The 23,568-nt window shown below is 42.9% G+C and carries 15 protein-coding genes; 2 read left to right on the top strand and 13 right to left on the bottom strand.

What is annotated here, in order from left to right; genetic code table 11:
- The first annotated feature begins 74 nt into the window (after nt 1-74).
- Nucleotides 75-956: an AraC family transcriptional regulator gene (locus tag ACYVBM_RS21385; protein ID WP_460687738.1), complete on the top strand. Its 882-nt coding sequence runs from the start codon at nt 75-77 to the stop codon at nt 954-956.
- A 63-nt stretch (nt 957-1,019) separates the two neighbouring features.
- Here the strand turns inward: ACYVBM_RS21385 and ACYVBM_RS21380 are convergent, their stop codons facing one another.
- From ACYVBM_RS21380 to ACYVBM_RS21325, 12 genes are all read right to left on the bottom strand, one after another.
- A complete protein-coding gene (locus ACYVBM_RS21380; RefSeq protein ID WP_460687737.1) occupies nt 1,020-2,438 on the bottom strand; it encodes a sialate O-acetylesterase in 1,419 nt (472 codons plus the stop codon).
- Nucleotides 2,439-2,534: 96 nt separating this feature from the next.
- Nucleotides 2,535-3,521: a nucleoside hydrolase gene (locus tag ACYVBM_RS21375; RefSeq protein ID WP_460687736.1), complete on the bottom strand. Its 987-nt coding sequence runs from the start codon at nt 3,519-3,521 to the stop codon at nt 2,535-2,537.
- Nucleotides 3,522-3,527: 6 nt separating this feature from the next.
- Entirely contained in the window at nt 3,528-4,562 is a 1,035-nt protein-coding gene (locus ACYVBM_RS21370) for a sialidase family protein (RefSeq protein ID WP_460687735.1), read from the bottom strand.
- A gap of 12 nt (nt 4,563-4,574) precedes the next feature.
- Entirely contained in the window at nt 4,575-6,197 is a 1,623-nt protein-coding gene (locus tag ACYVBM_RS21365; protein WP_460687734.1) for a RagB/SusD family nutrient uptake outer membrane protein, read from the bottom strand.
- A gap of 25 nt (nt 6,198-6,222) precedes the next feature.
- Complete coding sequence (locus ACYVBM_RS21360; protein ID WP_460687733.1) at nt 6,223-9,189, bottom strand: SusC/RagA family TonB-linked outer membrane protein; 2,967 nt, start codon at nt 9,187-9,189, stop codon at nt 6,223-6,225.
- A gap of 22 nt (nt 9,190-9,211) precedes the next feature.
- Nucleotides 9,212-11,335, bottom strand: coding sequence for an exo-alpha-sialidase (locus tag ACYVBM_RS21355; protein ID WP_460687732.1), 2,124 nt, complete (start codon nt 11,333-11,335; stop codon nt 9,212-9,214).
- Nucleotides 11,336-11,370: 35 nt separating this feature from the next.
- Complete coding sequence (locus ACYVBM_RS21350; protein WP_460687731.1) at nt 11,371-12,369, bottom strand: GRP family sugar transporter; 999 nt, start codon at nt 12,367-12,369, stop codon at nt 11,371-11,373.
- A gap of 41 nt (nt 12,370-12,410) precedes the next feature.
- Nucleotides 12,411-13,322: a ribokinase gene (gene rbsK / locus ACYVBM_RS21345; protein ID WP_460687730.1), complete on the bottom strand. Its 912-nt coding sequence runs from the start codon at nt 13,320-13,322 to the stop codon at nt 12,411-12,413.
- Nucleotides 13,323-13,528: 206 nt separating this feature from the next.
- Nucleotides 13,529-14,560 (bottom strand): LacI family DNA-binding transcriptional regulator, encoded by a 1,032-nt coding sequence (locus tag ACYVBM_RS21340; RefSeq protein WP_460687729.1) that lies wholly within the window; start codon nt 14,558-14,560, stop codon nt 13,529-13,531.
- Nucleotides 14,561-14,708: 148 nt separating this feature from the next.
- Complete coding sequence (locus ACYVBM_RS21335) at nt 14,709-15,629, bottom strand: dihydrodipicolinate synthase family protein (RefSeq protein WP_460687728.1); 921 nt, start codon at nt 15,627-15,629, stop codon at nt 14,709-14,711.
- Nucleotides 15,630-15,818: 189 nt separating this feature from the next.
- Nucleotides 15,819-17,594, bottom strand: coding sequence for an L-fucose isomerase (locus tag ACYVBM_RS21330; protein WP_460687727.1), 1,776 nt, complete (start codon nt 17,592-17,594; stop codon nt 15,819-15,821).
- A 47-nt stretch (nt 17,595-17,641) separates the two neighbouring features.
- Nucleotides 17,642-19,207 (bottom strand): sodium:solute symporter family protein, encoded by a 1,566-nt coding sequence (locus ACYVBM_RS21325; RefSeq protein ID WP_460687726.1) that lies wholly within the window; start codon nt 19,205-19,207, stop codon nt 17,642-17,644.
- Between the two features lie 618 nt (nt 19,208-19,825).
- On the opposite strand from ACYVBM_RS21325, the gene ACYVBM_RS21320 reads away from it, so the two are divergent.
- A complete protein-coding gene (locus tag ACYVBM_RS21320) occupies nt 19,826-21,634 on the top strand; it encodes a hypothetical protein (RefSeq protein WP_460687725.1) in 1,809 nt (602 codons plus the stop codon).
- 492 nt (nt 21,635-22,126) lie between these two features.
- Here the strand turns inward: ACYVBM_RS21320 and ACYVBM_RS21315 are convergent, their stop codons facing one another.
- The gene (locus ACYVBM_RS21315; RefSeq protein ID WP_460687724.1) at nt 22,127-23,548 is read right to left on the bottom strand and encodes an SLC13 family permease; all 1,422 of its coding nucleotides are present in this window, start codon (nt 23,546-23,548) and stop codon (nt 22,127-22,129) included.
- Between the last annotated feature and the right edge of the window lie 20 nt (nt 23,549-23,568).

Genomic DNA, 23,568 nt, shown 5'->3' with positions numbered 1-23,568 from the left:
TTTTTCAAAGAGGTCCCTTTCAGGCAAAAAAATTGACAATAAAATCGTACATTGCCTTTCTCTAAAAGAAACGAATGAAGCCTCATTTTCACAAGGTTGCCGTACCTGTTCAGGATTCTTTTTCGGTTAGACATGACCAGATCAATGGCTTTGGAAAATTACTGCATTATCACCCTGAATTAGAATTGCACTATATTATACGTGGCGATGGCATCCGCATTATCGGGGATAATGTTTCTCATATTAATGCAGGCGAAGTAGTATTACTGGGAGAAAACCTGCCCCATGCCTGGCGTGAGAAGGAATTAAAAGAACATTCACCAGGCGAGATGTTTCAAATTGAAGCGATCGTAATACAGTTTACTCCATCATGCCTGGGAAAAGGTTTTTTTCTATTACCGGAGGCCTATCTCATGCCAAGATTATTTGAACTGGCCAAAAAAGGTATTCTTATAAATGGCTATACTGCAGAAAAAGTAAAAACTTTAATGAGATCGATCGTCAATTGCAGCAAATTTGAAAAAATAATAACGTTGCTTCAAATACTACAGGTGATCAGTGAATCGGAAGAAATAACATCTATAGCCAAGGCATACGCTTACTATAAGGCCGACGAATCTGAAACAGACCGCCTCAATACGATAATCGCTTATACACTCTCCAACTACAACAAGGAAATTAAACTGGAAGAAGTGGCTGCTTTATGTAATTTCAGCGAAACCTCTTTCTGCCGTTATTTTAAAGGCATTACACAAAAAACCTATTTTGATTTTTTAACAGAAGTGCGTATCAGCAATGCGTGCAGAATGATCATAGAAGATAAGTTCTCCCTGTCGTTTATTTGTGCCGAATGCGGCTTCAATAATGTTTCTAACTTCTACCGGCATTTTAAAAGGATCATGTTTATGACACCTTTGGAATATAAACGGAAATATAAAAAGCAATATGCGGCATAAGCCTAAGCTCCGCAACCGGCAATGCCCCGTTATACAAACAGGCAAAAACAACTATTCGTGCAATCACCACTCATCGGTGCGGAATGGCAATGCTGCAATACCATAGCTATTATACAGGTTTCCGTAAGCGTAATTCTTAAAGCAATACCTGGCTGCTACAGGCCGGGCAATATTTTCATTCCATATGGCCACTTCACCATTTTTACTTCCTTTAATGATTGCTGCTCTGGCAGGATAAAATTTTTTATCGCTGCCCGCTATCTCAAACCCTTTCAATCCCATTCCGTAATCTGATAAGCCAAAGCCGGGGTCGGACATTGCAATGATCATTTTTTCATTATCTACCCTCGCTCCAACTAACTTCGGAGCTGCCCCCTTTATAGCATGTATACCGTATGTATCGGACAGGGCCAGAAAAGCCAGCCTTTTCGCCACCGTACGTTTTTCGGGAGGATGGATCGTTGTTTCGGAGCCTATATCAACTGTTGAAACGATAGCCGAACCGGGTATTTTATCCAGGCACTTTTCCTGAACCTCCCGGAACCTGGCTACTTCTGTTCCGTCTGCATGCCAGCCCATGTTTGTATAACCCCAGGGGGCCAGCTGCACATAGTAAAAAGGGAAATCATGATCAAATAACTTTCTCCAGTCAGCCACCATTGCCGGGAAGAGGTTCCCGTATGCCTCGGGCTTTTGTACATTTGCCTCGCCCTGGTAAAACAGCGCACCTTTGAACACATACCTGGCCAATGGAAACAGCATGCCATTATACAACAGCGTTGAGGCCGTATTGGCGTGCATGTAATTTAAAGATTCGTCTTTTATCACCACCTGTTGAAACGGGGAAAGCGCCTGCTCACTCATCCAGGCTTCCACTTTAGAACCACCCCAATAACAACCGATCAAGCCAACCGGTACTTTTAAAGTCTTACTGATTATTTTTCCGAAATTAAAACCGACGGTGCTGAAGGTTTCGACAGACTCAGGCGTAACGGTTTTCCAGCTACCCTTGCTTTCTGCCAGGGGTGCAACACTGAACATTCTGGGTATAGCAAAGAACCTGATGTAAGGATAATCTGCATCGATGGTTTCTTCTGCCGCGTTATACAGGGGCTGATTGGCAAAGCCCCGGGGGCTCATTTCCATGTTCGATTGCCCTCCACATAACCATACTTCACCCAATAGCACATTTTTAATAATTATTTCTTTACCATCGCTGATCTTTATATCGTAGGCAGTAAAGCTGCCGGCTGTTGTTTGCACCAGCGATTCCCATTTGCCTGATGGATCGGCCCAAACAGTGTACCGCTTTTTATCCCATCCTGTTTGAATTTTCACCCAGGATCCCGGATCGGCCATTCCCCATAAACGTATGGTAGTATTTTGCTGCAATACCATATTATCATTAACCAGGGAAGGCAGCCGAACGGCCGCAAATGCAGTGTTGCATAGCAGCAGTAAAAAAAATAGCGTATATTTCATGTAAGTTTTGACGTGCTTATTATTTATGGCCACATAAAATTGCTACAGTAATCCTCGGGGTATTGAAAATCTTATAGTTCATTCATCAAATCATGCTCAACGCATCATTAAGGATTCAATTTCCTTACTTAACTTTCCCGGCGGCATTTTCATTGTAAAATAAAAATGGCTTCCATCCGGCATATTGATCCATCCGTTCCTGCCGTTTTCCAGCATCACCATCCTGCCTGCCACCAAATCGAAATAGGAAGCGCTCCCTCTTACGCCTGCTAACACTGCCGTCTGATCCCAGCTCATTCGTCCCAAAGAATCCATGGGGGCCATAGGTATGCACAGGGCATAAACATCCTTCACCGGGCTGTTTTTTAATTGAGCATTACGGATGACGTTCAACCCGGTTCTTATTTCATTGCCTATTTCCCACCCGCTAAAATAAATCGGGGTGGGCCAGTGGTTAATAACCTGACTTGCCGATAAAACATCTTTGTAAACATTATACTCCCGGCCAACCGGAAACCTCCCGGCCATCGAAACCAGTTTCTTTACTTTTTTCTTAACCAGCGCTGTTCCGGTCATTGAACTTATTTTATCTGCCGGAGAATTCAACAAATCTGACAGGTTGGTCAAAAAGCCAATTGCTATGATTGTAATACTTGAATCTTCAGCCTTAGCAAGAAGCTCGCGATATAATTGGATGGCATCCGGCAACTCATCGTTGGAATTGTAACGATGCGGATAACGATTCATTAATAGCTGGGGCCATTTTTGCGGCGCTCCCATACTTACAGCCAGCAACCGGGGAACACCCACCGGGATACCGGGCCGCTTAAAATAAGTATTCAGCAACTGGATAGTGGGGCCGGTTAAATAATGATGATTGCACGACATCGTAGCCAGTATTTCTGCCTCGCCTTTATCTGCTAAAGCATGTAAAACAGCTATGGCACCCACATCATCATAATCCGGGCCCATATCTGTGTCGAGTATAACTTTAACAGGCCCCTGTGTATTCCCTGTAAAAAACAAACCTCCCATAAAAAAAAGTAACCCCATGCAATGCTTTGCAAGATCTTTGACATTCATATCTTTTTACAATTTAGCAGGATCAACAATCGCAAACTTAATATTCTTCCTGTTCCAGGTATAGGAGATATATACCAACCCGTCTTTACCCTGGATAATGGCAGGATAAGAGAACTCTCCATTTTCACTTTCAAGTGTAAGCACGTTTTTCCAGTTTACACCATCTTTGCTTATAGCAAGATTCAGGGGCGAACGTTTGCCACCCCATTGGTTTCCTGTTTTTCCTACATGATTATAAATCAACAGCTGTGTTCCGTTTCTAAGTGTAACAGCATCTGTTCCCGAATTAGGATTGGGCAAAACCTCTTTTTCTAACTTTGACCACGATACACCGTTATCATCGGACCAGCTGCTTACTACGCCATCATCTTTGCTCCTGGCAAGCAATTGTAACCGGCCGCCTTTATGAAACAGCACACTGGGCTGAATGGCATTGATTGCGGATGCTGTATCGATTTTTTCGGTAATGCTCCATGTTTTACCCCAATCTTTCGTCATCTCAAAATGCATACGCCATCCATTACCGGAAGTCACTTCGGTACTTGAAGGACATAACAACGTACCATCTTTTAATAAAACAGGTTTATTTTTGATGGGACCCAGGATATCTTCCGGAAGGCGCCGCGGTGCAGACCAGCTTTTACCATTATCCTTTGAGGTGATCAGCTCACCCCACCATGTTTGCGGGCTTGGTCCTACTTTATAAAAAAGCAACAACGGCCCACCGGGAACCTGGTATAAAACCGGGTTCCAGCAGGGGTACCTTTTCTTGGTATGCTGTATCCCGTTGGCCACAGACACGGGTGCGGTCCAACGATTGTTCACCCTTCTTTGCACCCATATTTCCACATCAGGGTTCTGTTCTTTGGTGCCGCCAAAATAAGCAATAACCAAACCTGCAGGCGTGTACGCTATTGTTGAAGCATGACATTCTTTAAATGGCGCTTTATCAAATAAAAACTCCTGCTTTAGCACGGCTTTTTGCTGGGCCTGCACCAAAGACGTAAAGAAAAATAAAATAATGATTGTTGTAAACTTCATAAATATTGGATTTTAATAGCCAAGGTTCTGTTCCAGCTTAACGGAGAAATTAGCATCAATAGCGCCCTGGGGAATAGGATATAAATTATGCTTTTCGGAAACGCTGTTACGGGTTTCAGGTTTCATGTTATATTTCTTTACTCTTTCTGCCAACATACCCATCCTGCATAGTGTACGCTTCCTGGGTTCTTCTGCCATTAACTCACGGCCCCGCTCATCCAGGATATAATCTAACGTAACATCTGCCGGCAATACCGGTTTGGCATGTGCCCGTTCCCGTACTACATTAATACTCGCAGCAGCATTTGCTTTATCTCCCTTTCTCAGGTACGCTTCTGCCCTTAGCAAATACGTTTCGGCCAAACGGTATATGATCATATCCTTGCCGCTTCTCCCGTTATTTATATCGTTTTGCCAGGCCTTACCTTCTACTTTCCTTACATAAGGATAAAGGCGCTGCATAGTATCCAGTGGCGTTGTCCTGGCTTCTACCTTTTTACCGAAATAAGCTGAAGCAGGGTTATTATACCAGAACTCTCTTTTTATATTATACCTGGAGTTCCTCATATCATTGTCCCAATCGCTTAACCACAGATCATACAGGAAATAAGGATTGGGTCTCATTACAGCCACCCCGCGAAGCAAACTATCTTTATTTAATGAAAAACCTAATTTTCCCGCAGGGTCTGTGAACTGCACCATGAAAGGCATCCAACCCCTGGGCTGGTGATTGCCATTCAGGCTTCCGCCACCGCCAGGCGTATATTCTTCAAACTGCCAAACCCAGATAGATTCCATATTCCCGGTGCTCCTGTTTTGATTTCCCTGTATGAACAGGTCTGAAAACACATCGCCCGGCTTGTTCTTATCTACACCAAATCTTTCTGTCATCAGCCGGTAAGTACCTGAATTAATGACCCTGTTTGCTGCCTCAATGGCCTTATCATATTCGCCAAGACTTATGTAAGCCTCAGCCAGCAAATGATCGGCAGCGCCTTTTACTATACGGCCTTCTTTATTTTTAGCAACTGTTACCGGTAGCCATTTTGAAGCAAACTCCAGGTCTTCCGCAATCAGTTTATAAGCATCTTTACGCGGCGACCTTACAAAATCAGTTTTAGGTTCTTTATAAAACCGGTCCATTATACAAATATCACCATAAAGATTGGCCAGTATATTATGGCCATAAGCCCTGAAAAATTTAGCTTCGGCAATTACTGCACTTTTTTGCGCCTCTGATGCAAAAGCCGATGCATTTTCGGGCTTGGAAGCCTCCTCAATAATCAGGTTTGCATAGGGTAAAATAGAAGTATAGCACCAGTTATAGGTTCTCGATGCAGCGGCTGTAGCAGGAGTTAAATAGGTTTCGTAATTTACAAATTGGGTTACTGCCAGCTGGCCTGAAGTGCAGAGATCTGTTCCGGTAAACATATCAAAATAGCGGTATACATCGTCTCCGGTGAGCTCGTCTCTTGTGTAGTAATGTAAAGACGTAATTAAATTTTCGTAACCGCTAAAATCCTTTAAAACGTTTTCAGGGCTCAGGTTCGATAATGGCGTTTCTTTCAAAAAGGCATCTTTATTACAGGAAAAGAGTAATAAACATCCTATACAGATAGTAATATAACTTTTCATATTCATCAGTTTAACTCGTTTATTTTTAAAATCCAAGATTAAGGCCAACAGATACAGTTCGTGGCATCGGGTATAAGCTGGTTCTTGCCGTTTCTCCGCTTTCAGGATCAGCTCCTATCCATTTAGTGAAAGTGTGCAGGTTTTTACCAGATACAATCAACTTCAAATTCGATATTCTAAGCCTGTCTAACATGGCTTTAGGAAAGTTATAGGTAAGGGCAACGTCCTGTATCCTTACAAAATCTCTGCTTAAATAGTAATTGTGGCCATATTTGTTTTCATGAAACAGGGAAGGGCGTGTTTGCGATTTATTTTCGGGTGTCCACCAGCCATAGTCGATAAAATTCAGTGAACGTTCCACGGGACCCCTTCCTATTAATCCAAAATCAGAGATCCACCCCTGCATAGCATTTAAAAACACCGATAGCGTAAGCCCTTTATAAGCAAATTCGTTCAGCAAGCCCCATCTTACTTTTGGCTGTTGCCCCTGGCCTATGATGGTTCTGTCTTCTGCGGTAATAGCGCCATCCCCGTTCACATCCTTAATTCTCACATACCCGGGCTTATATCCTGCCGGAATATCGGTATCGCCTTCCTGGTAGATTCCGTCGAAAACATAATCGAAGTATGAATAAATGGGTTGACCAATAAACCACTTATTCCCTATATCGTCATCTTCCTTTCCATCACCATTGGTATCCGATCCATACAGGTGCACGATCCTGTTCTTATTACTGGAAAACGTAAACGATGATCTCCATTCAAAATTCCTGGAGCGTATGTTGGTTGTGTTCAGCGTTATTTCTATACCGCTGTTATCTACCTGGCCCAGGTTGGTCCATACACTGGTAAAGCCCGTCATCCTGGGCAGATCTCTTGTAACCAGCAGGTCTTTCGTTTTCATATAATAATACTCAACCGCACCTCCGATCCTGCCTTTTAACAGCTCGAAATCGAGGCCGATATTAGAGCTGTAAGTAGTTTCCCATTTCAAATTATTATTCGACATATTGCCGGGATAATATGCCAGGCTGGTGGTTCCGCCATCACCAAAAACATATCGTTGTGTTCCTATCCGGCTCAGGGATTGATAAGCGCTTATCGCCTGGTTGCCTACCGCACCATAGGATGCTCTTAATTTTAACAGGCTAACAAACGGACTGTTCTTTAAAAAGCTTTCCTCGGAAACGATCCAGCTTAATGCCGCGGAAGGCAATGTTGCATATTTGTGATTTTCTGAGAATACGGAACTGCCATCTCTGCGGATCGTAAACGTAGCCAAATAGCGGCCCAGCAACCGGTAATTTAACCGCCCCATATAGGATACACCCTGGATCCTTGATGCTGAAGACGATACAGTCTGCGTTTCACCCAGCCCCAGGTTGTTCCATCCTAAAACATCGGTAGACATTAACGAGGCATTAGCCCCTGTAGCTTCTGAGAACTGGGAATTACGGGAATAAAGGAGTGTGACATCTATGTGGTGGGCTGCATTGATCTGTTTATTATAATTCAGGATATTCTCAATCATCCAATCATAATAATTGGTGACCGATTTACTGGCTGACCTGGTATTGTTAGCCAGGCTGGTATCCTGCCTGACAGCATCGTAAGCATTCACCCATCTTATATTAGGACTGGCATTGATGCGGTACGACAGCCCTTTTAAAAAGGGCGCCTGCAGCACCGCATAAAAATTTGCAAACAAATTATTCTGCACCCGCTGGTTAGACCTGTAATAAGGGTTGTACATTGGATTACCTGCTACATTTTCTCCATCCACAACAAACTGGCGCGGTGAGCCGTCTTCTTTATAAATGGTGGCATAAGGGCTTAACTGGTAAAAATAATCCAGGTTAGGCAATACGCCAGAAAAATCCCTCCTTCCATACATGGTATGGGTACCGGCAGTAAGCCAGCTGGTAATTTTATTTTCAAGATTGATCCGGAAAGTAGTGCGCTTCTGGCGATCATTTAAAATAATCCCTTTTTCATCGGCAAATGAAGCAGATATAAAATAATTGGTCCTTTGGGTTTTACCGGCCATATTGATGTCAATTGACCGGATGCCCGCATCTTTCTGGGTAGCGATATCATAAGGGTCTACCGTTCTGCCGGCCAGGTAGTTTTCCGCCTCGTTAGGAGCCATATAGCTGGCTACTTTTGCAGGATCTGCTTCCTGTCCCAGCTCTCTCCTCGCATCTAATATTTTCTGAACATACCGTTCGGGGCTCAGCAATTTAATTTTATACGCGGGAGAAGAAGTACTGGTAAAAGTATTAACGTTAATGGCAGGCTTTTCCGACACACCTTTCCTCGAAGTGATCAATATAACCCCATTTGCAGCCCGTGATCCATAAATGGCCGAGGAGCTTGCATCTTTCAGGATCTCCAGCGACTCAATATCATTCGGGTTAATATCTGACAGCACCCCATTGTAAATAATCCCATCTACAACAATAAGCGGGTTATTCCCTGCGCTTAACGATCTGGGGCCACGGATCAATATCGTTCCATTCTGTCCCGGCCTGCCGTTATCGGTAAACTGAACACCGGCCACTCTTCCGCGAAGAGATTGTGTGATACTTGTATTGGGTATATCCTTCACAATTTCGGCTTTGGTAACGGCACCGGTTACAAATTTTCTCGATTGCTTTCCATAACCTATTACCACTACCTCATCCAGTTTTGTATCGGCCGGAAGCAGGGTAACATCCATTACGCCACCGGCCATAACCGGCAGGGTTTTTTCCTGGTAACCCGTCGCTGAAAAGATCAGCGTATCTGTACGCTGCACACTGATAGAATAAGCGCCATTGTTATCTGCAACAGCAGAAACAGCCCCATCTTTTACTGTAACCGTAGCCCTGGCCAGCACTTCTCCCAAATGATTGGTAACTGTACCTTTTAAGCGTACTACATCTGTTTGCGCATAAGCACCTGTTCCATGCAAAATCAACACCAGGAGCATGAATAAATAATCTCTTTTCATATAACTTGCTTTGTTTTTACTTTTATTTATTTACTACCACCACTGTTTTAGATATTTTTGATGTGCCATCTTTATCTACCTGCACCATTCGCAGGTATAGTTTTGCACGATCCCCTATGTCCGGCGCTATATTCTTCCGGCAGGAAAAAGGAACCATACTCCATACCAATAGCACCGATAGCAGCATCAGCATCTTTCTTCGTTTGAATATAAAACTTACAGCCACTGAAAAACCTAACAGGGAAAGCGACAATGCCGGAATATTGTTCAGCGGGAGTATAAGCTCATAATTCAGCTTAACACCGGAAAAACCATTTTCTGCTTTACTGATCACCCTGCCTGCCTTTTTAAAATTCCGACCGTCCTGAGATAATTCTATATCATAGTAAGCGCAGTTTTGCTCTGTCAAAGTTTCCCAGCGAACATTTATCTGGTTTTGAGACATATCGGCCGCCAGGCTTCCAAACTCAACAGGTAAACTAGCATTCAAAGGCTGATAAGCGCCTGTAAGATCATAAGATAAATAATCAAGATAGGCCTCTGTTGTTGCTGCTGCATTAGACTTTCCGAACAAAAGCTGAACAGAATTCAGATTATCGCTACGATTAATAGTACGAATAAAATTCCCATCAATAAAAAGATACATCTGCTTTTCACTGCGTTTTACTGCCAACCTATAAGTATGATACTGGGTTGCATCAAGATAGTAAAAAGCGCTGCCCCCATTTAGAAAAACTCTATTTGTATCTATACAAAGCAATGTATGAGCCGATATCCCATCACGTGTATAGATATCTATGCCACGACCATTATTTTGTGTTACGCGTAAACGGAATTCTATGGTATAATCTCCTGAAGGATTAAAAACAGCAGGGCTGGAAGGTGTTGCCTGAAAGGTGTAGGATTGTCCTGAAGTACAATTAATGCGGATCTCTCCGTTAGTTGTAAGTGTTCCTGACGCAGGGTCACTAATCAAGCCCTCCAGCCAGCCAGCGTCTAACGGTAGCTTAGTCCCGTCCAGCTGGGGGCTTAAAGAAAGATCTCTTTCTTGCATTCCTACACTACTATCTAACTGAGATAAAGCAAACCTTATAACTTCAATTTTTTCTTTACGTCTTGAAACAACAACATACATGGTATCGTCCTTTATGATAGAATAAGGATAACCAAACTGTCCACCCTTGGCGCGGCCGGAGCTATATTGTATTTGATAAAAATCGTTGGCGATAATGTAGTTCTTATTAAAATTAAAGCCATCATGCGAAGTAGAAAGAACAAGTGGCGTACGATTGCCAAAGGCCAGCGTATCGGGTGTACCTACATAGTAATATTTCCCATTTGGGAGCTTTCCAAAGTGTGCCTTAGTATCATCATTTGTAAACGCAGACTTAATGGGGCTCGACCAGGCCGATCCGTTCTTACTTGATTCCTGCCACATCCACCTTTTGCCGGCATCTCTGAAAAGTGTATAAATGCTATCATTATGCTCCAAGATAGCACCTTCTACCAGACTTGCGGACTGCCCAGGCAGAAAGGGCGAATTTGTTGCCAATGTCCAGCCCGAAAGTCCTGTAGGATCATCGCTGTAATAGAAATTTCTATTACCGGTCAACAGTAGCCTGCCCGATGATAAAATGCTGGGGCGATGACAGGGAAAAATTGAGATGCCAAAATCTATTGGTGTTGACCAGTTAAGACCGTCTGTTGAGCTAATCGCATGTAGCCTCGAGTTTGGATGCGAAAAGTCTGCAGTCGAATCATGCTGTGTATAATATGCGACAAGCAAGTTGCTGTTAGCTACCAGCAAACCTCCAGGAGTTAATTCATAAGCGATACCCAGATCTCTCAATGCAGCAGAAGTAGTCCAGTTCAGAAAATCTGTTGATGCTGAAATTGCCACTCTTTGTCCTGGTTCATCCTCTCCTTCGATTCCATTACTAAATATACAAATAAATCTGCCGTTAAAATAAGCTATTGATGGATGATGTGAGTAGTGATAATCTGTAGGTCCCGGCATATATACCGAAGCTCTTTGTACGTTAAGCCTCGGCGCATCAAAAGGCTGTGCCATATAATTATTGGAAAAAAGCTGTGCCTTAGAATCTGCACATAGTAAAATAAAAATAGTAATCGTTAATACTCTCATAAGTATATTATTTAAAAATGATTATACTGTTTATGTTACCGGCCGGAAAGGATGATAAGTATTAATCCCGTAACAAATAACAGAAACATTAAGGCAAGTTTATTTTTAACGTTGACACCACTGTCTTTAAACTCCTTCCATATAAACACCCCCCACAGTGCGGCGACCATTGTAGCACCCTGGCCCAATCCGTAAGAAATGGCAGCGCCTGCTTTGCCGGCGGCTATTAAATTGAGCGAATTACCCAATCCCCAGAAGAGCCCCCCTAAAATCCCGGTAAGATGTGTGGAAAAACCACCTTTGAAATAATCCCTGTATGAAACGGGTGCCCCTACAAATGGTTTCTTCATCAGCAGCGTATTAAAAGCAAAATTGCTTACGAATATCCCGGTTGAAAAAATGAATACTGCTGTATATGGGGTCATTTTACCGGCTTCCGGAGACTGAAAATTATCCAGGTCCATGGAAGCTGCTATAAACCGGTAGAAGAAAGCCATCAGCACGCCGGCAACAACCGAAATCACAATTCCTTTCGCGGAACTTTTTTGCGCACCACCTTTGGATTTATAAGCTAAGGCGTTCAATACAATGGCCACAACAATAAGCCCTACGCCCAGGAATAAAAACAAAGGATCGCCTTTTTGTGCCCCTATATAATTCACAACAACACCCAATACCAATGCTATACCTACGCCCACAGGAAAAGCTACCGACATACCGGCTATGGCTATGGCTGCAGACAACAATATATTAGAAGCATTGAATACAATACCGCCGATAAATGCGCTAAGGATATTGCTGCTATCGGCCTGACCCAGATCGGCCAGGAAGCTTCGGCCTTCGTTTCCGATACTGCCTAAAGTGAAAGCCGCAACTGTTGAGAACAGTAGTACACCTATAACATAATCCCAGTAAAACAATTCATACCGCCAGGACCTGGCAGCCAGCTTTTGTGTATTGCCCCATGAGCCCCAGCACAGCATAGTGATACAACAAAACAGTACGGCAAGCGCATAACTATTTACAATAAACATGGCAAGTCAATTTTATAATTTGTAGTTTTAAGAAAAAGCGTTTACGCTAACACATCAAGCTCACTCCGGTAAGGCACAGATTTTTGGGCGCCACGCTTTGTTACAGAAACAGCGGATGCATGGCAGGCAAATGTTACCGCATCCACAAGGTCCATACCCTCGCTCAGCGCTACCACCAATGCACCGTTAAATACATCACCTGCGGCAGTAGTATCTACTGCGTTTACAACAGGAGCCTTAATATGTGTAAAAGTAAGCCCATCATAAAGCAAGGCACCTTCTCTTCCCATAGTAATAATAACAACAGCAACTCCTTTATCGGCCAACGCCTTTGCAGCCTTTCTGGCACTAACGGGGTCAGTAACCGCTATGCCGGTAAGCACAGCGGCCTCTTTCTCATTGGGGGTGATAATAGCAACCATTTTGTAAAGTTCATCCGGAAGTGCTGCAGCAGGAGCAGGATTCAGCACTACAGGCACTTTGCTTTCAAAAGCAATCTTTGTGGCGTACATTACTGTGTTCAGGGGAATTTCCAATTGCATTAATACATATCCTGCAGATAAAATGGGTTCACGGGCTTCGTCAATTTGCGCCTCACTTAGCTGTGCATTGCTACCTGGTGCGACAACGATAGTATTCTCTCCGGCATTATTCACGGTAATAATCGCTACTCCTGAAGCTCCTTCGCACTCCGTTTTTATATAAGAGGTATCGATGCCCTCTTTAGTTAATAACCGTACGGCATCTTCCCCAAAAACATCATTCCCTGTTCTGCAAACGAAAACCGCCTTTCCCCCCAGCCGTGCCACAGCAACCGCCTGGTTAGCACCTTTCCCGCCAGCATTCATTAAAAAATCGCTACCAATAACCGTTTCTCCGCGTGCAGGAAAACGCGGTGTACGGATCACCATATCGGTATTGGAGCTGCCAATTATAACAATCGTTTTACTCATGATAAAAGCTATATTTTAAAAAGTGATTTTGTAATTGCGATAACGTTAGCGCAAATTAGTAATATTTATCACAAAAAATAAAGGAGCATACCCCTGTAGTTAAAATCAATAATCCAACTGATTGATTACCAAAATCTTAATATATCAACATTGTCAATATCCTATAAACATTTGAAAATTTTGTATAATGCGCCTGGGGTCTTTCGCTAATTCAAAACACGCACCGATTGCCTGTAAACTGTGCTGGGATTGATCAATAGCTTCATTTGCTGTAGTTTTGTTCCGTTACTACGGGCCTTTATAGTGTCAAGCAATAATTTGATGGAAATATTAGCTATATCATTTACAGGCTGCGCTATGCTTGTCACAGGACACGCTAAAAAGTCAAGATAAGAAGAGTTGTCAAATGTAACCAGGGAAATATCAGAAGGGATTACCAGATTTTCTTCTGCGAGTGCTTTCAAGGCGCCCAACATAATAGTATCGCTTAAAGCAAAAATGGCGCTGGGCCTTTCTTTTTTCTGTATCAGCAATTTTGTCTCTACATACCCGTTCTCCTGCGTAAAACTATTGCCCACTATCTTAACCACTGCTTTTTTATTCAACGCCATCGCATCTTTATATCCTTTCACCCGCAAGTTATTGGCTATAACAGAATGGCTTCCCTGAAGACAGGCTATTTTCCGGTGTCCTGCTTTAATAAGATACTCAGTCATGCTAAATGCCCCCGCATAATGGTTTGTGGCAACATAAGAAACCGGTATATCCTCATAATAGCGGTCAATACAAACAACCGCGATCTCTCTTTTTAGCAGGATATTTATATGCGCGCTCTCCATTCCCGAAGGAATCACAATAACCCCTTCCACGTTCTGTGCCGCCAAAAGCTTAGCAGCCTCAATCTCTATGGTTTCGCTTTCATCACAATCCATCAATACCACGGCATATCCTTTAGCTTTCAGCGAGCGGCTCACAATACTTGCTATATCAGCAAAAAACGGGTTGGAAAGTGTAGGAATAACCAGCCCGATAGAAAAACTGCGGCTCAATCTTAAGCTTACAGCAGCCTGGTTTGGAGTATAGTGAAGTTTTTTAGCAGCTTCCAGTACCACGCGCTGCGTATCTGCGCTTATCCTGTACTTCTTTGCCGAACCATTTAATACCCTGGAAACAGTGGTTAATGACAGTTTTGTAACTTCTGAGATCGTTTTAATGGTAACATGCTTCAATTGCGACATCGTTTGTGCAAAAATAAGCAGAAAGTGCTGGTATCTGTCTTCCCGATGGCAGAATGGTCATAAAATCTTACTTAAAGCTATACACTAAAAAATCAGTCCCGCAATAACGGGACTGATGCACAAAAGATATATGCAGCAGATAAGATTATTATTTCAATATCTGAGCAATGCTGCGATACCTTAAAGCAAGATCATCCATCGCCTTTTTTACCGCCTCAGGCACTTCATTGCTGTTTTTACCTCTTACATAAGCGGCTACAGGCAGCCCGGCTTCCTGTAAAAAGTATTTAGCTGACTGCGGATAATAACGGTGCATCACTTCCATCTCATCTATAAAGAACTGCTGCACCATTTGAACCTGCTCCTGCAATGCAGCGTTGTTATAATGATCACATAACCACACCACCAGTTCGGGGAAGTAATTACCCTGGATACAGGATAATCCTGCCGATCCTGACCTTAACGACTCAACAGCATGAACCATGTAAGCATCATACAAGCCAAAACCATTTATACCGGCACAAAGCCTGTTCTTTTCTCTTACCTGTGCTATATCCAGGCAGGTATCTTTATGATAGGTAACCCTGCCTGTTTGTACTAATTTTCCCAGCAGCTGCGGCGGTAAAACTCTTTTATAAGGAACGGGGCACTCATAAAATCCCAAAGGTATATCACCTGTAAGGGAAAGGAGCTCATTAATACGCTGTTCCAGTATATCATCCCCTTCGCTCTCATTAGCCAGAAGCCCCGTTAATATGATCACGGCACTCACGCCAGTATCATGCACCTGCTTTACAAACCCTGCCTGCTCCCGGATCGTATTTCCAAAATTACCCGCTGCTACAACAGGCACTTTGGCCTCTGCAACCTTAATTACATGAGCAATGATCCCGATACGTTCTTCAGGACTCAGATCAAACATTTCACTGGACTGACAATTGGCAAACAAACCTTTTGCCCCGGCATCCAGGTAAAAATTTGTCAATAGGGTTAATCCGCCAAAATCAATATTCCCGTCTTCATGAAACGGTGTTAACATAACGGGCACAAAGCCTTTTTTCTCTCCCATCTTTTATACTATTTTAATACATTTCAAAAACTGAATCGCTTTATTTCATCATCATTTACACTATCAACGAAGCAAAGCCATATAAAAACAGCCCTCACAGAAACCGCAGACTTATAAATAAAAAATTCTGTGGTTTCTATATCTTCCGGGAGATAATATATTTGTATGCTTTCGTCTTAAACAGTCACATCATTTATACAATGGCCCATAAGCCATACAGGCCCTGTAATCAGCCCCTTCTTTATCCATACCATAAGCATCCCAGGCAGAAGGCCTGAATATATTGCTTTCATCCACGTTGTGCATACATACGGGAATACGGAGCATGGCAGCCAGGGAAATAAGATCGGCGCCAATATGTCCGTAACTGATAGCGCCGTGGTTAGAGCCCCAGTTAGCCATCACACTATATACATCCCGGAATGGCCCGTTGCCTGTAAGCCTGGGTGCAAACCAGGTAGTAGGCCATATCTTATCGGTACGTTCATCTAATATCTTATGCACGTTTTCAGGGAGATCAATAGTATAGCCTTCCGCGATCTGCAGCACCGGTCCCTGCCCTTTTACAAGGTTCACCCGGCACATGGTTACCGGCATTCCACCTTTGGTGAGAAAGGTGGAGGAATAGCCTCCGCCCCGCATATAATCGCGGTTAGAGGGATGAAAGGTGGTAGCCTCCAGGCATGCAGCGGCTTCCTCCCCTGTTATCTCCCAGTAAGGTTTCATAACCGGATGGCCCTCTCTGGTTTGTCTTCCCGTACCATCCAATGTTGCTGAACCGGAATTGATAAGGTGTATGAACCCCTCTTTTGCCATACCTTCCGGTTTCCAGCCGGATACTCTTTCTGTGGCTTCTGCACTCCAGTAGGTACGTACATCAGCAAATATCTGGGCTGTATTGGTGAGCAGATAATTAAACAACATCGAAACGCCATTCAGGCAATCGTTTTCGGTAGCTACTATATAAGGGGCACGTACTCCATTCCAGTCGAAAGAAGAATTTAATAATGCTTCCGAAAAATCCCCATCGGGTAAAAAATCAGTCCATTGCCTTTGCCCCTGAAAGCCCGATAATATTGCATGATGCCCCAAAGCCTCTTCGGCAAATCCCTTTTGAGCCAGCCTGGGATTGCCCACCATCATATCACGGAATATCAGGGTCATTTTTGTTACAAACTCCCAGTCTTTATCCTTGTCTTCTCTTGATTTTATTTTTTCGGGGCGGTTATAATCGGGACCTTCCTTACAATTTTTTCTTATCCATTCAATCGCTTTCTGATATTCTTCCTCATCATAGATCTTTTGTTCTATACGGCGCAGTATTTCAGAGGAATCTACGTATTCATTACGCATGCCCAGATACTCCTGGAAGAAATCGGGATTCACCACAGAGCCTGCAATACCCATCGACACAGAGCCAATAGCCAGGTACGATTTACCTTTCATCAAGGCCACGGCCAGCCCGGCTTTTGCAAAGCTCAGCAATCTTTCTTTTACATCACCGGGTATAGCCTCATCTCCCATATCCTGCACCTCTCTTCCATAAATGCCAAAAGCAGGCAAGCCCTTTTGATTATGTGCGGCAAGGGTTGCAGCCAGATAAACAGCGCCCGGTCGTTCTGTACCGTTAAAACCCCAGATAGCTTTGGGAAGCTGGGGGTTCATATCCATCGTTTCCGAGCCATAACACCAGCACGGAGTAACAGAAAGTGAAACACCAACATTTGAACCGGCAAATTTTGAAGCGCAATCCGCTGCCTCTTTTACACCCCCGATACAGCTATCCGCAATCACGCAAATCACTGGTGTTCCATCGGGATATTTTAAAGTATCTGAATACAGCTTTGCAACCGCCATGGCCATATTCATTGTTGTTTCTTCCAGCGACTCCCTGATACCGCCTAAACGCCCGTCAATAATGGGCCTGATACCAATACGGGGATATTTTGACTGATTTGCATCCATTGTACAGCATATTTTATTGAAAAGAAAATAATTGATATTTTGTTCCATCAGTTTTTGGCTGGCGCACTGCTTTTACTTTTTGTAAACAATACCCCTACCAGGAAGATCACTAAAGTGCCTACCACAATGATCATATTTGCATGAAGCGGATTTCTTAAGAAAGCATATTGTTCGGGAATCAGGTAAGAAAAGGTCATCCAGAGAATTACCAGTATACCTGTAATGGTCCCTGTCAGGGCTGCATTATTGCCCGATCTTTTTGAAATGATCCCCAGCAGGAACAGTCCCAGCATGCCCCCTGCAAAAATGCCTGAAAGCTGCCACCAGATATCCAGCACGCTTTTGATACCGATCATCATTACACCAGCGATCATTCCCAGCAAACCAAATACCACAGTGCCTGTATGCAGTAAGCGCAGACCCTGCCTGTTGTTCAGGTGGTTATTTATATAACGTTTATATACATCCTCTGCAAACACCGTAGCAGATGCATTCATGCCCGAACTGATGGTACTCATTCCGGCAGACAGTATAGCAGATATAATAAGACCTAAAATACCGGCAGGTATCATGGTTACCATAAAGTGAGGCATCACTTTATCACCAAAATCCTCGGGTTTTAACGAAGCCGCGAGCGCGTTCAGTTCAGCTACAGGAGCACTGCTTCCCAGTCGCTCTACAGCAGCCTGCATGCGAACGGGCTCTAACAGCTCGGGGTTGAGCTGGTAATACGCATACAGGCAGGAGCCGATAACAAAAAACAAAAAGGATGCGGGAATGTATATCCACACACAGAGCCAGATGGATTTGGCCGCCTGCCTGGGTGAAGTGGCCGTATGATACCGCTGCACATAGTTCTGGTCCATACCAAAGTTATTCAGGTTGATAAAAAATCCATACAGCAATACCACCCAAAATGTCGATGCCGTAAAATCTGGCGCCAGGTCGCCCAGGCTGAATTTGTTATCCTTTATGCCAATATCGATAATCTTTCCAAAGCCACCATCTACATGTGATACTACGAGGTATACAATCAATACAGCACCTACAGTTTTTAAAATACCCTGCACTACTTCTGTCCATATCACCGCTTCGATGCCACCCATTACAGTATACAGTATAATACAGGCACCTGTAATAAACATGATCATTTTCATATCATAACCGGTGAGCGCCTGAATGGTGAGCGAAAGCCCAAAGAATATAGAGCCCATACGGGCAATCTGGGTTAAAATAAAACATACAACCGCATAGGTCCTGGCCCAGGGGCCAAAACGTTTTTCGAGGTTGGTATAAGCCGAAACTTCGCCCGTACTCCGGTAAAACGGAACAAAATATTTCGCGGCCACCCAAGCAGCCAGTGGCATGGAAAGACTGAATGCAAATGCGTTCCAGTTAGAACCAAAGGCTTTTCCCGGCACACCCAGAAAAGTATTGCTGCTTAAAAAGGTAGCGTAGATAGACAGACCGATAGCCCAGCCCGGTATACGCCCGGAGGCTTTTGTAAACTGGTCCTCACTTTTATTTTTCCTGGAGAAAAAGTAGCCTACATATACCATTGCTATCAGATAGAATATAATAACAACAACATCTATTAGTGGCAAAGCATTCATTATTACTTTTTTTATAAACGATACCTGGTATTATGAAAAAACAAACCTATATCATCCTTCAGAAACCTGGTTATGAAATTTTTCCAAACCATTGTACTATCTTAACAACGTAGCTTTAGTTATACTGCAGCCTACAAGAAACGGAACAGCAGGAATATGCTAAAATGGGAATATCACATATAAAAATCATCCTTTTTATGTAAGGAATAAGTAAATGACCTGATCATATCAGAGCAATAAATACTTAAAATTATACGCTATAAAGAGCTCATTAACGTCTACATTAAAGTAGATTTCATATCTCATTTATTTTGAAGCAAAAAATATTAAAGACGTCATTTTGATGACTTTGAGCTGCAAATTACCTTACCACCGGGCAGTATGACGGGAATAAAAAGGGATTATTGCTACAAAATCACATAATTGCCGATCTTCCCTAAAACAGGTTATTTTTTATAGTTATATAGTATCCATTCAGGTATACTTTTTCCATCTGAATTCACAAGCCGGATAATGTAAATATTCATAAATATGCGGATACTTGATTTTAATCATATACTTTATAAATTTAAAACCCCATATTCGCAGGCACTTTAACGCATAGTTACCGAAAATATCATGATACATACAAAGCATCCGATGCATTCCTTTCATATACCCGTTATGGGATTGGCCTATACAATTGATACTCCTATCAAAGTAGCGCCGTTCGGCATTTCCTCAGTATTATCCATTTGTGACGACGAATTAATAGAAAAGATGAGGGCTTTTTATAGCAGTAAGTTTGAATTACCGTATGAGGAGATTTCCCGGAAGATACATGATTATCGTGCAAAGCGAATTACACAGTATCTGAACATGGTAGACATCATTGTAAAGAAAAAATTCCAGATTTTTAAAAAGGAATTAACAGAAAGCAGAAAGGCATTGGAGCATTATATTGCTATGCTATCTAACAAATCTGAATTTAAAAAATGCATTCAGAACTTTATTAAAGACAGCAAAACGCTTAAGGAGCAGATTGAAAACTATATCGAGGAGCATTTATGTCCCGGTAAGATCGACGTAAATATCATGACCAAGGTAGATAAGGATAATTTTGAAAATGATAAACAATTACCAATCATCTATAATGATGCTCATGCATCACTTCGCGGCTTTGCCAATAGTACTTTAGACGCATCTGTTGTACTTTCTGCAGGCATGAATCCACGGCTATACAGCTATTTCGAAAATTTCGGGGATTTCTATCCGGATCAAAATGACCACCTCAAAAAGAAGATCACTTTAAAGGTAAGCGATTACAGGTCGGCCTTTATCCAGAGCAGCTTTTTAGCAAAGAAAGGGCTTTGGGTTTCGGAGTACCGCATTGAATCAGGGTTGAATTGTGGCGGTCATGCCTTTGCTACGGAAGGATTGCTGATGGGGCCTATATTAAAAGAGTTCCGGGAGAAAAAGGAAGAGCTGATCTTATCTGCTCACCGTTTAATGACAAGCGCCTTAAAAGATAAAGGTCTGCCGGTACCCACTTCACCGTTACCATTAAAGATCACTGCACAAGGCGGGGTGGGTACTGCGGCAGAACATTCATTTTTACTGGAACACTATAAGCTGGACAGCATAGGATGGGGTTCCCCGTTTTTACTGGTACCGGAAGCGACCACGGTAGATGCAGCAACCCGCGAACTTCTTTGTAACGCCCGGGAAGATGCTTTTTATTTAAGCAATATTTCGCCCCTGGGCGTACCTTTTAATTCTGTAAAAGGCGTTAGCAATGATTTTTGGAAACAAAAGCGCATCGATGACAATAAAGCAGGAAGTGCCTGCCCTAAAAAATTCCTGTCCTTAAGTAAAGAATATGGAAACCAGGGAATCTGCACGGCATCTAAAAAATACCAGGACATCAAACTGGCAGAGCTGGAAACTGAGAAGAACCTGATCCCAGCCACTGAATACCAGAAAAGAAGGAAAGCCGTTACGGACAAAGCCTGCCTTTGCGTTGGGTTGGCTAACGCCGCTTATATGGAGAACAATATAGATATCAAAGGACAGGCACAGGGAGTGGTTATTTGTCCGGGGCCCAATCTCGCCTACTTCGACAAACAGGTATCCTTAGCTACCATGACCAGGCATATTTACGGCAATACCAATGTATTGACTGTAAAGAACAGGCCGCATATGTTTATAAACGAGCTGAAAATGTACATCGATTATTTCAGAAAAGGCGTTGCTGAATTACAGGAACACCCGTCCGCTTCTCAAATAAAAAAATGGAATACTTTTAAAAACAACATGCTGAATGGTATTGCTTACTACAAATCATTGTTTAGCTCTGCCAACTATGCCGATGCTGACAGCAGTTTGCTGCTCGAACAACTGGAAAATAACCAAGTGGAATTAGAAAAAGTTAACGGAAGGTTTCTATAACCGGTTTTAAACCCTTTAAATGGAAGTAAGCTTACTTTTGCCTGTTTTTACAGATAACTCGTCGTCTTTCTCCTTTTTAAGACAAGCTCAAAATAAAAAAGGTCCTTCCGTAGAAACGGACTGACCTCTAACGATTGCTTGCCATATGAAAAAACTTAAAAACTATTTTTATTCAACGCTTCTGATCCTGTGCCTCTTTTACTTAAACATGCTCTCCAGCCTGTTTTGTTACACAAAGATAATTGTAATTTATACTGTTATAAAGCCAATGTTTTGTTATTTATATGTTACCCAAAACCCGAGTTATTGTTAAAAACTGTTTAAAAACAATTATTTATGAATATATAATTCGTATGTTCAACACATAAAAACCCTATGAATAACGTTTCTCCGGAAGGAGAATAAGGAGCTTCTCCGGTAATATCACCAATAGGCCGGCCGGCACCTCTTGTTTGAAGGAGAGGGCCTGATAATTACAGCCGTAATATTTTTCTAAAAAATAATGAACATCAGTACCGCTATAATTAAAGGCGCAATTCCCCCCAGCAAAAAGCCTATGGGCCTGAAGTCGGAAGCGTGCAAAATACCGGTTCCATAAGCCATTGCATTGGGCGGAGTGGAAATGGGCAATATCACTGCTGTAGAAACGGACAGCGCTATTAATGTACAAACGGCAACGGTATGCTCCGGCAACAACGTAGCCCCGATAGGAATAAGAATGCTGGCAGCAGCTGTAGTGCTCATAAAATTAGATACCACACTGCAGATATAAGCCAGGATAATAAAAATAACCAGCACCGAAGCGGATCCGAAATTAATAGATTTTACAAAATATTCTGCCAGTCCGGTATTGGTTACTGCCATACCCAGCGTAAGACTACCGGCTACCAGTATCAAAGTATCCCAGGGAAGCTTGGGTATATCTTCGGCAACAATAATACCTGTAGCGGTATAGCAAACAATAGGCAGGAAAGATATCACTGCCAACGGTATATTGATGTAGCTGGAAAAGATCCACAGAACAATTGTGGCAAGTGTTGTAAGAATCGCAACGCTTTGCCTTAAAACGCCTTCACTATCAAGCGGTTTTTCTTTATTCACTGCCAGCAGCTCATCAATATTTACATACTCGCGGTCTGAACGGTACATATATTTCAGAAATACCCAGAGCAGGTACACAAAGCCTACACTGAGTGGTATTCCAAAATACAGCCATTCCGAAAAACCCATGTTCAGCCCTTTAGACTCAATGACACCTGCAGCAATAAGATTGGCGGGAGTAGAAATAACCGTACCCATACCGCCAATGGCTGCCGTAATAGCCACCCCTAAAACCAACGACCTGGAGAGGGGATCTGACTTTCCCAGCTTATCGGTTAAAGGAGTTACGGTCATTAACATAAGTGCGGCTGTTGCCGTATTGGACATAAACAGGGAAAGAATCAAGGTAATAAGCATTACGCTGAACAATACCCTGTCGGGCTTTTCCCCAAAGCGTTTTAATACATTCCGGGCAAAGAGCTTATCAAGCCCGGTATTGGCAGCGCCCTGGGCCAGGAAAAAGCCACCCATAAAAAGCCACATCATAGGGCTGGCCCAGGTGTTCACATATTCCTGCCAGTGGCCTTCTGTATTTTTATCCGCTACAAAAGCTACAGCAAAACCCATTATCAGCAGGCTTACAGCAAACGGAGGAATAGCTTCCGTAACCCACAGCCCTGTGGCCAGTATTAAAAGAAACAAGGCGTTTCGGGTTTGCAGGGGCAGATCGGTAAGATTCAGCAAAAAAATGGCAAGCGCTGCAAACAGGCTTATTTTAGCAAGATTGTAGATATTTCGTCTTAAGGGGGATTTCTTATGCTTCCTTTGTATATACTTCCAGCTTTTTTTTAGCGATCTAAAAACGTTAACCATGGCCAACTATATTCATTTGG

The organism is Niabella aquatica, from assembly GCF_054779315.1.
The sequence above is the reverse complement of the archived record's forward strand: the minus strand, read 5'-3'. Positions and strand labels throughout refer to the sequence as shown.